Annotated in this window: 16 protein-coding genes; 6 read left to right on the top strand and 10 right to left on the bottom strand. The window is 64.0% G+C overall.

Features of this window, described 5'->3' with window-relative positions:
• Window positions 1–36 precede the first annotated feature (36 nt).
• From flgD to ACSX1C_RS08400, 5 genes are all read right to left on the bottom strand, one after another.
• Window positions 37–702 (bottom strand): flagellar hook assembly protein FlgD, encoded by a 666-nt coding sequence (flgD, locus tag ACSX1C_RS08380; protein WP_318645757.1) that lies wholly within the window; start codon window positions 700–702, stop codon window positions 37–39.
• A 21-nt stretch (window positions 703–723) separates the two neighbouring features.
• On the bottom strand, window positions 724–1167 hold the full coding sequence (flgC, locus tag ACSX1C_RS08385) for a flagellar basal body rod protein FlgC (protein WP_318645756.1): 444 nt from the start codon (window positions 1165–1167) through the stop codon (window positions 724–726).
• 14 nt (window positions 1168–1181) lie between these two features.
• Window positions 1182–1589: a flagellar basal body rod protein FlgB gene (gene flgB, locus ACSX1C_RS08390; RefSeq protein ID WP_439889041.1), complete on the bottom strand. Its 408-nt coding sequence runs from the start codon at window positions 1587–1589 to the stop codon at window positions 1182–1184.
• A gap of 255 nt (window positions 1590–1844) precedes the next feature.
• Window positions 1845–2672: a protein-glutamate O-methyltransferase CheR gene (cheR, locus tag ACSX1C_RS08395; RefSeq protein WP_439889042.1), complete on the bottom strand. Its 828-nt coding sequence runs from the start codon at window positions 2670–2672 to the stop codon at window positions 1845–1847.
• A gap of 43 nt (window positions 2673–2715) precedes the next feature.
• Complete coding sequence (locus tag ACSX1C_RS08400) at window positions 2716–3648, bottom strand: chemotaxis protein CheV (protein ID WP_439889043.1); 933 nt, start codon at window positions 3646–3648, stop codon at window positions 2716–2718.
• Window positions 3649–3725: 77 nt separating this feature from the next.
• On the opposite strand from ACSX1C_RS08400, the gene flgA reads away from it, so the two are divergent.
• The 4 genes from flgA to ACSX1C_RS08420 all read left to right on the top strand — a co-directional run bounded on the left by flgA (window position 3726) and on the right by ACSX1C_RS08420 (window position 6306).
• Entirely contained in the window at window positions 3726–4481 is a 756-nt protein-coding gene (gene flgA, locus ACSX1C_RS08405; protein WP_439889044.1) for a flagellar basal body P-ring formation chaperone FlgA, read from the top strand.
• Between the two features lie 152 nt (window positions 4482–4633).
• Window positions 4634–4963 carry a flagellar biosynthesis anti-sigma factor FlgM gene (flgM, locus tag ACSX1C_RS08410; RefSeq protein WP_439889045.1) on the top strand — a complete coding sequence of 110 codons (330 nt, stop codon included), beginning with the start codon at window positions 4634–4636 and terminating at the stop codon, window positions 4961–4963.
• A 53-nt stretch (window positions 4964–5016) separates the two neighbouring features.
• The gene (locus ACSX1C_RS08415) at window positions 5017–5484 is read left to right on the top strand and encodes a flagella synthesis protein FlgN (protein ID WP_439889046.1); all 468 of its coding nucleotides are present in this window, start codon (window positions 5017–5019) and stop codon (window positions 5482–5484) included.
• 132 nt (window positions 5485–5616) lie between these two features.
• Window positions 5617–6306 (top strand): flagellar brake protein, encoded by a 690-nt coding sequence (locus tag ACSX1C_RS08420; protein ID WP_439889390.1) that lies wholly within the window; start codon window positions 5617–5619, stop codon window positions 6304–6306.
• Window positions 6307–6310: 4 nt separating this feature from the next.
• Here ACSX1C_RS08420 and ACSX1C_RS08425 read toward each other — a convergent pair whose 3' ends face one another.
• The 4 genes from ACSX1C_RS08425 to ACSX1C_RS08440 form a co-directional block, all read right to left on the bottom strand.
• Window positions 6311–6922, bottom strand: coding sequence for a TIGR04282 family arsenosugar biosynthesis glycosyltransferase (locus tag ACSX1C_RS08425; RefSeq protein ID WP_439889047.1), 612 nt, complete (start codon window positions 6920–6922; stop codon window positions 6311–6313).
• The gene (locus ACSX1C_RS08430) at window positions 6919–7602 is read right to left on the bottom strand and encodes a TIGR04283 family arsenosugar biosynthesis glycosyltransferase (RefSeq protein ID WP_439889048.1); all 684 of its coding nucleotides are present in this window, start codon (window positions 7600–7602) and stop codon (window positions 6919–6921) included. The genes ACSX1C_RS08425 and ACSX1C_RS08430 overlap by 4 nt, the downstream gene beginning before the upstream one ends.
• A 5-nt stretch (window positions 7603–7607) precedes the next feature.
• Window positions 7608–8939 carry an MFS transporter gene (locus ACSX1C_RS08435; protein WP_439889049.1) on the bottom strand — a complete coding sequence of 444 codons (1332 nt, stop codon included), beginning with the start codon at window positions 8937–8939 and terminating at the stop codon, window positions 7608–7610.
• A gap of 195 nt (window positions 8940–9134) precedes the next feature.
• Window positions 9135–10376 carry a glutamine synthetase family protein gene (locus ACSX1C_RS08440; protein ID WP_439889391.1) on the bottom strand — a complete coding sequence of 414 codons (1242 nt, stop codon included), beginning with the start codon at window positions 10374–10376 and terminating at the stop codon, window positions 9135–9137.
• A gap of 458 nt (window positions 10377–10834) precedes the next feature.
• Between ACSX1C_RS08440 and ACSX1C_RS08445 the strand changes: the two genes are divergently transcribed.
• Window positions 10835–11407 carry a phage infection protein gene (locus ACSX1C_RS08445; protein WP_439889050.1) on the top strand — a complete coding sequence of 191 codons (573 nt, stop codon included), beginning with the start codon at window positions 10835–10837 and terminating at the stop codon, window positions 11405–11407.
• Window positions 11408–11494: 87 nt separating this feature from the next.
• Here ACSX1C_RS08445 and ACSX1C_RS08450 read toward each other — a convergent pair whose 3' ends face one another.
• Window positions 11495–12142: a YceH family protein gene (locus ACSX1C_RS08450; RefSeq protein WP_439889051.1), complete on the bottom strand. Its 648-nt coding sequence runs from the start codon at window positions 12140–12142 to the stop codon at window positions 11495–11497.
• 287 nt (window positions 12143–12429) lie between these two features.
• Between ACSX1C_RS08450 and sstT the strand changes: the two genes are divergently transcribed.
• Window positions 12430–13674: a serine/threonine transporter SstT gene (sstT, locus tag ACSX1C_RS08455; RefSeq protein WP_439889052.1), complete on the top strand. Its 1245-nt coding sequence runs from the start codon at window positions 12430–12432 to the stop codon at window positions 13672–13674.
• The last annotated feature ends 32 nt before the right edge of the window (window positions 13675–13706 follow it).

The following is a 13706-nucleotide window of genomic DNA, read 5'->3' on the forward strand; positions in this document are numbered from 1 at the left end:
TCCTTTGCCGGCCGCACCGGCGATTGAATTCGCTGATTACTGACCGATGACCTGCACCTGGGAGAGCGGCACGCTGCCGAGCCCCGCCAGGTTCAACGTCAGCTCGCTCCCCCCCAGGGTGACGCTGTCGACGTTGGCCGGCAGCAGGGTGTAGAGCCCCTTGGTTTCGCCGTTGTAAGTCGCCTGCGCCTCGAACCTATAGTTACCGGGCGGCAACAGATTGCCGCCGGCGTCCTTGCCGTCCCAGATGAAGCTGACGTTGCCGGCGGCCTGTTCGCCCAGGTTGATCCGGTTCACCACGGAGCCGGATTTGTCATACACGTTGACGTAGACATTGCTGCTGGTGGTCGGCAGCACCAGGCTGGCCTTGAAGCTCTCGCTGGTATCGACCATCGCCTTGTCGGTCGGCACTATGACCTTGCGCCCGACCAGGGAAGAGGCTTGCAGCGCCTGGGACGACTGGTAGCCCGATAGCAGGGAGCTCATGCTGGTATTGAGCTTCTCGATCCCCTCGACCTGGCTGAACTGGGCCAACTGGGCGATGAACTCGCCGTTACCCTGGGGCTCCAGCGGGTTCTGGTTATTCAATTGCGCCACCAGCAGGTTGAGAAACTCATTCTTGCCAAGCTCCTTGCTCTTATTGGGCTCCTGCTTGATCTGGTACTGATCCAATGCAGAGCTGACACCACTAACGCTGCTCATCCTTCATTCCTCACCGGTGGTTCACTGGCCCAGGGTCAGTACCCGCTGCAGCATCTGCTTGGCGGTGTTCATCATTTCCACGTTGGTCTGGAAGGCCCGGCTGGCCGAGATCATGTCGGCCATTTCCTCGACCACGTTGACGTTGGGGTAGTAGACATAGCCATTCTCATCGGCGGCCGGATGATTCGGCTCGTAGCGCTGTACCAGCTCGCTCTGATCCTCGACTATGCCCAGCACCTGGACGCCTTGGCCGGCCTGGTCCTGCTCGGCGAACAAGGAACCGCGGTCGCCGCCCTGGGCCTGCTGGAAGACGGTGGCGAACACCGGATGACGCGCGCGATAGGTCTGATCGATGCTCGACGACACCGTCTCGGCGTTGGCGATGTTGCTGGAGATGGTATTCAGGCGAGTGCTCTGGGCGCTCATGCCGGTTCCGGCGATATTGAAGACACTGGCGAGTGACATGGCATCGGGCTCCTTTAATCGCCGCGCAGGGCGCTGATCAGCCCTTTGAACTTGCTGTTGAGGAAGGTGAAGCTAGCCTGGAAGTTCACCGCGTTTTCCGCGTAGCTGGCCTGCTCGACCTGCAAATCGACGGTGTTCTGGTCGATGGAGGCATGCAGTGGCGAGCGGTAGACCAGCCCGGCATCGCCCGCGCTCAGCCCCTCGGCGGCGATATGCCGGCTGTCGGTGCGGCTCAGCCCGACCGGGCCGCGCTGGACCTTGGCACTCTGCTCGGCCAGTACCGAGGCGAAGTCCAGATCGCGCGCCTTGTAGTTGGGCGTATCGGCGTTGGCCATGTTGTTGGCCAGCACCTCGGCACGCTGGGCGCGAAAGCCGAGCGCTTTTTCATGGATGCCGAGTGCACTATCGAAGCTGATGCTCATGGTCAGGAACCCTTGCCGTCTGGCTTACCTGTTGTCCGTGCCAGACATACAGCAAGGTGTGTGCCAAAAAATTTACTCCTTATATTTCAATCACTTGGTAGTTATCTCCAGGCCAACTTCCGAACCAAGCGGCAAGGCCTTTCCGCCCTCTGGCAAGCAAAGCGGCAATCCTCCCCAGACCATTTGCCGCCGGCCGAACGAAAAACGGGAGGCCACTGGCCTCCCGTTCTTCCCAAGCCGCCCGCGGCGACTGGCTCATTTTGCCTTGTAGATGATGCCCGGACTGCACTGCACCATCTGATAACGCTCCGGCAGTCCGTTGAGCGCCTCAGAGGCGCCGAGGAACAGGTAGCCACCGGGCTTGAGCATGGCGTGGATGCGCACAAGGATGTCCTTCTTCACTTCGGCGGAGAAATAGATCAGCACGTTGCGGCAAAACACGACGTCGAATTTGCCGAGGCTGGCATAGCTGTCCAGCAGGTTAAGCGGGCGAAATTCGACGCGGCTCTTGATGGCCGGCTTGACCACCCAGCGCCCCGGCCCGGCCGGATCGAAATAGCGCTGCAAGCGCTCCTGGGACAGGCCACGGCCCATCGCCAGGCTGTCGTATTCGCCGGACTTGCAGTTGGCCAGCATCGACGGCGACAGGTCGGTGGCCACGATCTGCACTCCGGCCTTGAGCTGACCGATATTGGTCTTCTCGAACTCGTCGATGCTCATCGACAGGGAATAGGGCTCCTGACCGGACGAGCAGGCCGCCGACCAGATGCGCAAGCGCTGCCCGGGGCTGGCCTTGATCATCTCGGGCAGCACCCGATTCTTCAACACCTCGAACGGATAGGTGTCGCGAAACCACAGGGTTTCGTTGGTGGTCATGGCATCCACCACCTGCTCGCGCAAACCGCTGCGCGGCTGGCTTTGCATGCGCTGCACCAACTCCCCCAGGCTCTTGATGGCATGCTGCTCCATCAGTTTGTTCAGCCGACTGGAAACCAGATACTGCTTGTTGCTGCCCAGCAGAATGCCGCAGGCTTTTTCCAGGAAGCCCCGGAACTGCTCGAAATCCAAATTACCTGAAGACACTCGCGAGGCCTCGCCGATCATAATGTTGTGCCGAAGACACGCCTCAGCCCTGATCTACCATATTGATGCGCTCAACCACCCGTGACGCCAGATCATCCGGCCGGAACTTGGCCAGGAAGTCATCGGCCCCCACCTTTTTCACCATGGCCTGGTTGAACACGCCAGAGAGCGAAGTATGCAGGATGATGTGCAGTTTCTGCATGCGCGGATCCGCACGAATCTCCGCCGTCAGGGTGTAGCCGTCCATTTCCGGCATCTCGATGTCGGATATCAACATCAAAAACTCCTCGGCCGGATTCCTGCCCTCCTCCACCATGGCCTTGAGGTGCTCCAGGGCCTGGCGCCCATCGTTCAGCGCCACCACCTCGACACCGACAGTCTGCAGGCAGCGAGTCACCTGCTTGCGCGCCACCGAGGAGTCATCGCAGGTCAGCACCCGCTTGGTCACTGCCTTGGCCTGAACCTGCTGATCCAGCACGCCCTCGGATATGACCTCGGACGTCGGTGCCACCTCGGCGAGGATTTTCTCCACGTCGATGATCTCCACCAACTGCTGATCCAGATGGGTCACCGCGGTGAGGTAATGATCGCGCCCCGTCCCCTTGGGTGGCGGATGGATGCCTTCCCAGTTCATGTTGACGATGCGCTCCACCGAATGCACCAGAAAGCCCTGAACCTTGGTGTTGTACTCGGTGATGATGACGAAGCTGTTGTCCAGGTTCTTCAGCGGCGCCTTGCCGGTCGCCATGGACAGGTCGAGAATCGGGATGGTGCCGCCGCGAATACTCGCCACCCCACGGACCACAGGGCTGGACTTCGGCATGATGGTGAGCTTGGGGCACTGCAGCACCTCCTTCACCTTGAACACGTTGATCCCGTACAACTGGCTGCCGTTCAGACGAAACAACAGCAGTTCCAAACGATTCTGCCCTACCAGCTGAGTTCGCTGATTTACCGAATCCAATACACCGGCCATGCCCCAACCTCTTCAGTTTGACTAGCGCGCAATGTGCTCAGCGTAGCAGGCGGCACGGGCCTTGCTTTTTACTCAGCATGAACGCAGAAACGACGACTTTTCGGCACGCACTGGTAAAGGGCTGCCACCTACTGGCAGTTTTACCTGCATTGCTCCTACTCGGCTATAGCCCCCAGGCAGCCGCGGCAACCTTGCCTGAGCAGCTTATCGGCACCGCCCAGGGCTTTCTTGAGCAGGCAGTAGAGCAGTATTTACAGCGCAGCGATATCCAGGGACGGCATGAGGTCCAGGTCAATCGGCTGGATCCGCGCCTGCGCCTGCCCGCGTGCGACAAAGAACTGGCTGCCACCCTGGAAAGCCCGGACGAGCCCATAGGCCGGGTAACCGTGCGAGTGCGCTGTTCAGGCAGTACCCCCTGGACCGTCTTCGTGCCGGGCCAGGTGCGCCTGTACCGCGAGGTCGTGATCGCCAGTCGCCCTCTCAAACGCAACGCCGTTCTGACGGAAATGGACATTGCCCTGGCCGAACGCGATCTCGGCTCACTCAGCCAGGGCTACCTGACCACCCCCAGGCAGGCAGTCGGCAAGAAATTGACGCGCCCCCTGCTGCCGGACCAAGTGGTGATGCCCATACACGTCGAGGCCGCCGAGGTCGTCCATCGGGGCGATCAGGTGGTCATCAGCGCACGCAGCGGCACGGTGAGCGTGCGCATGCCCGGCGAGGCCTTGTCCGACGGGGCTGCCGGCAAACAGATCCGGGTACGCAACCAGCGCTCGCAGCGCGTGATCAGGGCCCGGGTAGTGGGTCCTGGCCAGGTTGAAGTGGCCATGTAGGCATGATTCTTGTGTGATGTTCGGCTGACGACTGACGCACCGTGTTTTAGACTGTTGCCTGACGCAGAATTATTGCTCGGCAGCCCTAAAGTTTTCAGGTTTTGGGCCGACAAGCTAGGCAAGCGTCCAAATACTGCCCGAGGTTTTGCATCATGGTCATCGATTTCAACCGGCCCAATAGTGCCAGCACCCCTGCCAATACAGGGCGTACAGGCAACACCCAGTCTACTGGCCGCAACGACGCCATTGGCGCCAAGCCGAGCGACGCGCCTGCGCCAGCCGACAGCAATCCGAGTGGCGAATCGGTGCAACTCAGTCACGAAGCGCAGCAACTGCAGAAGATCGGCGAAAGCCTGCGCGACCTGCCTAGCGTCGACAAAGAGCGCGTTGCCCGGATCAAACAGGCGATTGCCGACGGCAGCTACCAGGTCGACAGCCAACGCATCGCCGGCAAACTGCTCAATTTCGAATCCCAGCGCTAGTCCCAAGGCTGCGCGCTGGGGGTATTGGACGCCTCCGCCCCCAAGAGCCCGCCATGCACGACACGACCCTGCTGAACCTGATCAACGACGATATCGGCACAGCCAAGCGACTGCTTGAGTTAATCGATGACGAGTTCCAAGCCCTTGGCGAACGCGATCTGCCCCGCCTGCAGAGCATACTCGCGGACAAGCAGCCACTGCTTGCCCTGCTCGATCGGCACGGCAAGAGCCGCAGCCAGCTCCTCCTCAGCCTGCAGCTGAGTGCCGACCGCGCCGGCCTACAGGCGCTGGCCGAGCACTCCGAGCTGGGCGCCGAACTGCTCGCCCGCGGCGACGAGCTCAATACCCTGCTCGAACGCTGCCAGACCGCCAACCTGCGCAACGGCCGTCTTATCCGCTCCAGTCAGGCCTCGACCAATAGCATGCTCGGCATTCTGCGCGGCGGCGAAACGCCGAACGTCTATGACAGCCGCGGCAGTACCGCTAGAATCGGCCAACAGCGCCCGCTCAGCCAGGCCTGACCACCTATAACAAGGCACCAGGACATACCCAGTATGCGAGTGCCCGAGTAATTGCCAGGAGAGTTCTGGACCGTGTCCAATCCCTTTACCGAGGACGATGGCCCGCAACCACCCAAAGTGCTCAAAGCGCCAATGGAGATCGTTGCCACCCTCCGCCTACTGCAACAGGCCCACGACCCCCTGATCATCACCTTTCACGAGCGCAGCCAGCGCTTTCAGAGCTACCTGGTCGAAGTGGACCGCGACAGCTCCCGGCTGACTCTCGATGAAATCATCCCCAACGACGGCGAGCGCTACCTGCTAAACGGCGAAAGCTTTCGCATCGAAGCCTTCCATGAGGGCGTTCGAGTGGCCTGGGAGTGTCCGCAGACGGTGCAGATCACCGAGCATCAGGGGGCACGCTGCTACCTGAGCCCGATGCCGGAAGAAGTGCACTACCATCAGCGGCGCAACGCCTTCAGGGCGCAGCTCAAGCTGACGGAACAGCTGAAGGTCGAGCTGGCCGGAAGTCGACTGAAGAGCCCCCTCAAGGGGCAGATGCTGGATATTTCCGCGACCGGCTGCAGGCTGCGCATGCCCGGTGACGTCACCCAGCGCCTGCAGACCGGCCAGGTCTACGAGCGCTTCACCACCGAACTGCCCTTCGGCGCCATGACCACCTCGGTGGAACTGCGCCATATGCAGTACGAGGAAAAGGTCGACGCGACCTTTATGGGCCTGCGCTTCCACCGCCTAAGCGGCCTGGAGCAACGCCAAGTCGAGCGTTTCGTCTACCAGGTGCAGCGTGAAGCCCGCCGCGTCGAGGGTGACGGCCTGTTCTAACGATCTAGACCTGGATACCCAATGCCGCCAGACGCGGCAGATCCTCGGGACGGTCCACATCCCACAGCACGGGCAGCAATTGATGCCCCCAATCCAGCTGCTGCAGGCGTTCGCGGGTCAGGCCTAACACCCGATCGGTCCCCCAGGGCATGGCTTCGAACAGCAAGGGATCGATACGCCGCAGGCCGAGCAGGACATACCCCCCATCCTCGGCCGGCCCGAGCACCACCGGCTGCGCATGCAATGCGATACAGGCACCGCTCAGGTACTCGCCATCCAGCGCCGGGCAGTCATTGCCGATCAACACCACCGCATCGCTTTCCGCCAACCCCAGCGCGGCGATACGGCGCATGCGCTCGCCCAGATCACCCGCGGGCTGCTCGACCAGCGTCCAGCCCAACCGATCGGCCAGCGCCTGCAGCTCCGCATCGGGACCGTCGTCCAACCAGAGGAAGCGTTCACTGAAACCGTCGGACGGTAGCTGCAGAGCCCGAGCGAGCAAGGCACGCTGCAGGTCGCACGCGCCCTCTTCGCCCAATGCGGGGATCAATCGGGTTTTCACCCGCCCCGGAACCGGCAGGCGAGCCAGCAGGTGCAAGGAAATCGACAGACTCATGGCCGTGGCCCTCTGTGGTAAGCGCGCGCCAACTGCTCGGGACTGGCGCCACAATAATAGGCCAGTCGCAAGCGCCACATGAGCAATACAGTACGCCAAATGCCGTGACGCTCCCAGCGCCTGCTGGAAGTGAGCAGTGCGGGGCGCAGGCAACGCGGCCGGGACAGGCGCTTCAATCGGCGACAGAGTTCGAGGTCTTCCATCAACGGGATGTCGGCATAGCCGCCCAATCGCTCGAACACCGCCCGAGCGACGAAGATGCCCTGATCACCACTGGCCACGCCGGTCAGCCGCGACCGCAGACTGATCATCGTGCCGATCAAGCGCAGCGCCAGTCCCCGCCCCGACAGGCGCACGTCGAAACGCCCCCACAGCGGGCGCCGGGCCAACGCGTCCAACAGGCTGCGAACGGCGGCGGCGTCGATCCGCGTATCGGCATGCACGAACCACAGGTAGTCGCCATGAGCCGAAGCGGCACCGGCATTCATCTGCCGCGCCCGACCGGCAACGCTCCTTATCAGCTGATCGACATGCCCCCGCGCCAGCGCGCAGGTCGCATCCCGGCTGCCGCCATCGACCAGAATCAGCTCCGCCCCGGCGGCACGCAGAGGCGCCAGATCAGCCAGCAGTTGCGGCAAGACCAGCGCCTCATCGCGCACCGGCACTATGACGCTGAGCATTGGCGTCACGGCCGCGGGGCCTGCTCCGCCGGAGTCTCGCCGCCCTCGCTGCCCTCGCCAGCCTGTGGTTGGGCGACCGCATCATGCATCTGCTCATGCACCACCTGCTCGTCGACGCGCGGATCGAGGGCCGCCACCAAGGGCGAGCTGGCCGTGCTGTCGGGCATCGGAATGTGATGCAGCGGTGCATCGTCGACCTGGTGCATGTGGGTGACCTTCTTCGGGCTCACCCGCAAGACCAGGATCAGCGCACAGGCACAGAAGAAGGCATAGAGCATGTTGGCGCCCCAGAGGCGCATGAGCACCCCGGCCAGCAGCGGCCCGACGCTGGCGCCGACGCCATAGGTGACCAGCAACATAGCGGTCAACGACACCCGTCGCTCGGCCTCGACGTGGTCATTGGCCAGGGCCACCGCCAAAGGATAGAGGCTGAACTGCAACAGACTCACGACAAAGCCGACCCCGAACAACAGCAACAGCGGTGCCTCGGCCAGCAGCGCCAGGGGCAGTGCGGCCAGTGCCATCAGCCCCGCGCAACCGCGAATCAACATGACCCGGTCGCGACGGTCCGACAGCCAGCCAAGCGGCCATTGCACCAGCAGACCGGCGAGAATGCAGAAACCCATGAACAGACCCACCTGCTCGGTGGGCATCCCCAAGCGCGTCGCATAGAGGGGCGCCAGACCATAGAACGCACCGATCACCAGGCCGGCCACCGCGATGGTGGTCAGCGACAGGGGCACGCGCTTGATGAAGAAACGCATCTCCAGCGGGGCCGGATGCAGGGGCGCGGGGTGCAGCTTGCGAGTCAGGGCAACCGGCACCAGACACAGGGCGAAGGACAGCGCCACCAACATCAACAGCTCGAGCCCCAGAGTCGGGTGCACCACCAGGACCAGCTGGCCGAGAATCAGGCCGAAATAGGACGCCGCCATATAGCCGGCGAATACCAGGCCACGCTGGCTGGTATCGGCCTGCTCGTTGAGCCAGCTCTCGATCACCATGTACTGGCACATCATGCCCAGGCCGACCACGAAGCGCAGCAGCAGCCACACCGGCAACCAGTCGGTCAGGCCGTGGACCAGCACCGCCGCGGTAATCACGCCGGCGCAGGCCACGTAGGCGCGAATGTGGCCGACCCGGGCGATCAGCCGGTGCCCCTTCTTGCCCCCCAACACCAGGCCCAGGTAATTGGCCGCCATCAAGGCGCCGACCCACAGCCCGTCGGCAGTCTCCGCCAGGCGCAAGCCCAGGTAGGTGCTGAGCAGGCCCGACCCCAGCAACATCAACAGAGTGGCGAAATACAGCGAACGAAACGACTTCCAGATCAGGCGCATGGGGCTTGGGGTACTTCCTTGACTGATGGCCGGCTGCTCGGTGCAAGCCTCCGACCGGAATGGATAATGGGGTCTGTAAACGGCTAGTGGCGGTACAAGACGCTATAAAGCACGACGGAGTTACAAGCAACAGCGTTTTGCCTTAAAGCCTAGCCAACTTGCCCAAGGGACAGGTCCCCAATGTCCCACCGGGCACTAGGCTTGAGCCGCGAGTACCCGGCGCTCCCAAGGCGTGATTTCATCGAAGAAGCTATCGAGCTCCAGGGTCTTGCTGGCGATGTAGCCTGCGATGAACTCCTGGCCGAACAGCTCCACCGCCAGCTGACTGCGCCGCAGACGCTCGAGCGCCGCGTGCAGGGTGCAGGGCAGCATCAGCTCGTCCGGCACCTCGAATTCGCCCTGCAGCGGCGCGCTCGCCTGCAACTGCTGCTCGATGCCATACAACCCCGCCGCCAGGCTGGCCGCCAGGGCCAGATAGGGGTTGGCATCGGCCCCCGGCAAACGGTTCTCCACCCGCCGCGCGGCCGGCGAGCTGGCTGGAATGCGCAGCCCCGCGGCGCGGTTGTCGGTCGACCAACAGGCATTGTTCGGCGACGCGTAGGGGTGACACAGCCGCTGGTAGGAGTTCACATGGGGGGCGAACAGCAGGGTGAAGTCGGCCAACGCCGCCTGCTGACCGCCGATGAACTGATAGAAGGCCGGCGTCGCCCGCCCCTGCTCATCGCTGAAGATAGTGCGCCCATTGCCCTGCTCGACCACGCTCTGGTGGATATGCATGGAGCTGCCCGGCGTCTGTGCCAGGGGCTTGGCCATGCATACCGCGATCAGTCCGTGCTTGAGCGCCACCTCCTTGAGCAGGTGCTTGAACAGGAAGGTCTGGTCGGCGAGCAGCAGGGGGTCGCCATGCAGCAGGTTGATCTCGAACTGGCTGAGGCCCATCTCATGCATGAAGGTGTCGCGCGGCAGGCCGAGGGCGGCCATGCACTGGTAGACCTCGTCGAAGAATGCACGCAAGCCGTTGTGGGAGCCGACGCCGAATGCGGAGCCACCGCTCTCGCGCCGACCATCGAGGCCCAGCGGCGGCTGGAACGGCTGCTGTGGGTCGGGGTTCGGCGCAAAGACGAAGAACTCCAGCTCGGTCGCCACCACCGGCTGCAGGCCATGGCTGGCGTAGCGCGCCAGCACCTGCTTGAGCAAGGTGCGCGTGGAGAGCCCCGAGCCGCGGCCGTCCAGCTCATCCGCATCACAGATCGCCAGGGCGCGTGGCGTACTGCTCCACGGCAACCGATGGATCTGCGTGGGCTCGGCATTCAGCACCAGGTCGCCGTCGTCGCTGCCGTAGAAACGCGCGGGCGGATAGCCCCCCATGATGCACTGCAGCAGCACGCCCCGGGCCAGTTGCAGTCGCCGTCCCTCGAGAAAGCCTTCGGCAGTCATCACCTTGCCCCGCGGCACGCCGTTCAGATCCGGAGTCACGCATTCGACTTCGGTAACGCCGTGAAGCAAATCGTTCAGAGCACTGCGACCTGGGGTATTCATTCGTTCTTCCTTAAATTGCGCGATAACCGTGGCGGGTTCGGAGCGGCGCCATCGGCCGTACAAAATACGCATCACACGTTCGACATTTCAAGCGCGCGAAGCCGCTCCCGCACGGCCTTTGCGAGACCCTAGACCACACAAACATCGAAAAATTAGATAAAGCAGACCTCAGCATCTCCCCCGCCATGGCTCTTCTGACATACCGCATAGAGGCGATGCAGCCCAGTTACCGCAAGGGCTGCGACTCACTATCAACGACGTCGATTATTACCATGCCGCGACTGCCCTTTTTCATCGAATTATCCTGAGTAACATGGGCCCCGTACTCACTTACCGCCCCCACGAGGAGCCCACAGATGAAAAAGCAACTTCTCGCCAGCCTGATCCTGGCCAGCCTGTCCGCGACTGCCTTCGCCTTGCCGCACCATGCAAAGCAGGCCCCGCAAGATGAGTTCAAAGCCACTCTGGCTGCCGATGGCAGCGAGCGTAGCGCTAGCAAACGTGTAGCCGAGGGGGGGGCCGAACGCCTGCAGGAGCGCATCCGAGTCGCCGAAGACGGCAGCGCGCGCACCGGCGTCAATCGCCTCGCCGAAGGCGGCGCAGAACGCCTGCAGAAGCGCTTCCGCGTCGCCGAGGACGGCAGTGCGCGCACCGGCGTCAACCGCCTCGTCGAAGGTGGTGCCGAACGCCTGCAAGAGCGCTTCCGCGTCGCCGAGGACGGCAGTGCGCGCACCGGCGTCAACCGCCTCGTCGAAGGTGGTGCCGAACGCCTGCAAGAGCGCTTCCGCGTCGCCGAGGACGGCAGCGCGCGCACCGGCGTCAATCGCCTCGCCGAAGGCGGCGCCGAAGGCGGCGCCGAACGCCTGCAACAGCGCATCCGCGTCGCCGAGGACGGCAGCGAGCGCACCGGCGTCAACCGCATCGGCTAAGGATGCGACCACGACAGCACAGGAAAAAGGCGCCGTAACTGGCGCCTTTAATCGTTTCGGGCCCGGAAAAGAAGCCCTGATGCCCGCTCACTCCAGACGTGACAGGCGTTCCTCCAGCTCGGCGAGTCGCGCCTCCAGCGCCTCCAGCCGCGCCTCATACTGCGATCCGCCGGACGGACGCTCGGGCTCGGAGACACGCGCAGCCAGCAGCGCCTGCATGTCCTCCGGCTCCCCCATCAGATGCATATAGCGGTCTTCACGCTGCCCGGGTTGACGCGTCAGCTGGATGGCCAGACCCCGGGTGATCAACCGGTCCAGGTGATGGCGCAACTGCTCCAGATCCTCGAACTCATGCAGGCGGCTACTGCGGGTGAACAGCTCGCTGAGGGTCTGCGGGCCGCGCAACAGCAACAGACCGACCAGCACGACCTGCTCCGCGACCAGCTCCAGGGCCTTGTCGGCACGGTGCTCCCAGCGGTCGGCACGGCTGCCCATCACCAGGCGCGCCAGGCCCCGGCCCTCCAGGCTGCGCAGGCCCTGGCCGACCTGGCCGGGATTGAGGTTCATCAGCGGCTCGCGGCTGGTCTTCTGGTTACAGGCCAGCACCAGGGCATTCAGGGTCAGCGGGTAGGCTTCGGGGGTGGTCGCCTGCTTCTCGATCAGGCAACCGAGGATACGTACTTCGACCGCGCTCAACGCCGCCTCGTCGGACTCGGTTAGGGGCTCGTCGTTCATCTCAGCTCTCTCTGGCTCGAACCAGCCGCTAGCCTAGCCTGACTGGCGGCAACTTGACACGTCCCCCGGCGTACGGACGGCGATCGGCTGCAGCCCATGGACCGGGCGGCTGTGCTAGAGTCGCGCGCTTGTTTTCCTGCCCGAGTGCCCAGGCCTCGTCGCACATCCGACCATTCGCTCGTCACCGCCCCTTCCCCCGCAAGACGCCGCCGGAGCCAGGCTCCAGGACAGGCTATATGGCTTGCACAGACCGGCCGGCGAGCCGCAACCCCTTTAGAGAAGTACCCATGACCGCTTCCCGACACCCGCTCATCCACCTGCTCGACCGCACCAGCCTGGTGGTACAGATTCTCATCGGCCTGATCGCCGGCGTGCTGCTCGCCCAGTTCCTGCCCCAGGCCGCCCTGTCCGTCAGCTTCCTCGGCGGCGTGTTCGTCTCGGCGCTGAAGGCCGTGGCGCCGGTGCTGGTGTTCGTCCTGGTGACGGCCTCGATCGCCAACCACCAGCGCGATCAGCAGACCCAGATGCGGCCGATCCTCGTGCTGTACCTGCTCGGTACCTTCAGCGCCGCCCTGATCGCGGTGATCGCCAGCTTCGCCTTCCCCTCGAGCCTGGCCCTGGTCAGCAACGGCGCCGAACTGTCGCCCCCGGGCGGCATCGGCGAGGTGCTCAAGACCCTGCTGCTGAACGTGGTCGACAACCCGATCAACGCCCTGCTGCGGGGCAACTTCATCGGCATCCTGGCCTGGGCCATCGGCCTGGGCCTGGCCCTGCGCCACGCCTCGCCCGCCAGCAAGCAGCTGCTCGCCGACCTGTCCGCCGGGGTGACCGCGATCGTCAAGCTGGTGATCCGTCTGGCGCCGCTGGGTATCTTCGGCCTGGTCGCCGCGACCCTGGCCGAGTCGGGCATGGGCGCCCTGCTCGACTACCTGCACCTGCTGCTGGTGCTGGTCGGCTGCATGCTGTTCGTCGCCCTGGTGGTCAACCCGCTGATCGTCTTCGGCAAGATTCGCCGCAACCCCTACCCCCTGGTGCTGACCTGCCTGCGCGAGAGCGGCCTGACCGCCTTCTTCACCCGCAGCTCGGCGGCCAACATCCCGGTCAACCTGCAGCTGTGCCAGCGCCTGGGGCTGCAGCAGGAGACCTATTCGGTGTCCATCCCCCTGGGCGCCACCATCAACATGGCCGGCGCGGCGATCACCATCAGCGTGCTGACCCTGGCCGCGGTGCACACCCTGGGCATCGCCGTCGACCTGCCCACCGCCCTGCTGCTCAGCCTGCTGGCATCGATCAGCGCCTGCGGCGCGTCCGGCGTGGCCGGCGGCTCGCTGCTGCTGATTCCGCTGGCCTGCAGCCTGTTCGGCATTCCCAACGAAGTGGCCATGCAGGTGGTCGCGGTGGGCTTCATCATCGGCATCGTCCAGGACTCGGCGGAAACCGCGCTGAACTCCTCCACCGACGTGCTGTTCACCGCCGCGGCCTGCCTGGCGCGGGACGAGGCCGCTGCCACGGTAGCCGTGCCCCAGCCCTGAGACCAAGGCACCCCGTGAAACGATAAAGGCTT

The organism is Pseudomonas sp. MBLB4123, from assembly GCF_051904775.1.
In the GTDB taxonomy this organism is placed as follows: Bacteria; Pseudomonadota; Gammaproteobacteria; order Pseudomonadales; family Pseudomonadaceae; genus Aquipseudomonas; species Aquipseudomonas benzenivorans_B.

Excerpts from the sequence above, each read along its gene's own strand:
- ACSX1C_RS08420 (WP_439889390.1), top strand. The coding sequence starts at position 5,617 with ATGGAGATCGTTGCCACCCTCCGCCTACTGCAACAGGCCCACGACCCC.
- flgD (WP_318645757.1), bottom strand. The coding sequence starts at position 702 with ATGAGCAGCGTTAGTGGTGTCAGCTCTGCATTGGATCAGTACCAGATC.
- ACSX1C_RS08400 (WP_439889043.1), bottom strand. The coding sequence starts at position 3,648 with ATGGCCGGTGTATTGGATTCGGTAAATCAGCGAACTCAGCTGGTAGGG.
- flgM (WP_439889045.1), top strand. The coding sequence starts at position 4,634 with ATGGTCATCGATTTCAACCGGCCCAATAGTGCCAGCACCCCTGCCAAT.
- ACSX1C_RS08425 (WP_439889047.1), bottom strand. The coding sequence starts at position 6,922 with ATGAGTCTGTCGATTTCCTTGCACCTGCTGGCTCGCCTGCCGGTTCCG.
- flgC (WP_318645756.1), bottom strand. The coding sequence starts at position 1,167 with ATGTCACTCGCCAGTGTCTTCAATATCGCCGGAACCGGCATGAGCGCC.
- flgB (WP_439889041.1), bottom strand. The coding sequence starts at position 1,589 with ATGAGCATCAGCTTCGATAGTGCACTCGGCATCCATGAAAAAGCGCTC.
- ACSX1C_RS08445 (WP_439889050.1), top strand. The coding sequence starts at position 10,835 with ATGAAAAAGCAACTTCTCGCCAGCCTGATCCTGGCCAGCCTGTCCGCG.
- flgA (WP_439889044.1), top strand. The coding sequence starts at position 3,726 with ATGAACGCAGAAACGACGACTTTTCGGCACGCACTGGTAAAGGGCTGC.
- ACSX1C_RS08435 (WP_439889049.1), bottom strand. The coding sequence starts at position 8,939 with ATGCGCCTGATCTGGAAGTCGTTTCGTTCGCTGTATTTCGCCACTCTG.
- ACSX1C_RS08430 (WP_439889048.1), bottom strand. The coding sequence starts at position 7,602 with ATGCTCAGCGTCATAGTGCCGGTGCGCGATGAGGCGCTGGTCTTGCCG.
- sstT (WP_439889052.1), top strand. The coding sequence starts at position 12,430 with ATGACCGCTTCCCGACACCCGCTCATCCACCTGCTCGACCGCACCAGC.
- ACSX1C_RS08450 (WP_439889051.1), bottom strand. The coding sequence starts at position 12,142 with ATGAACGACGAGCCCCTAACCGAGTCCGACGAGGCGGCGTTGAGCGCG.
- ACSX1C_RS08415 (WP_439889046.1), top strand. The coding sequence starts at position 5,017 with ATGCACGACACGACCCTGCTGAACCTGATCAACGACGATATCGGCACA.
- ACSX1C_RS08440 (WP_439889391.1), bottom strand. The coding sequence starts at position 10,376 with ATGACTGCCGAAGGCTTTCTCGAGGGACGGCGACTGCAACTGGCCCGG.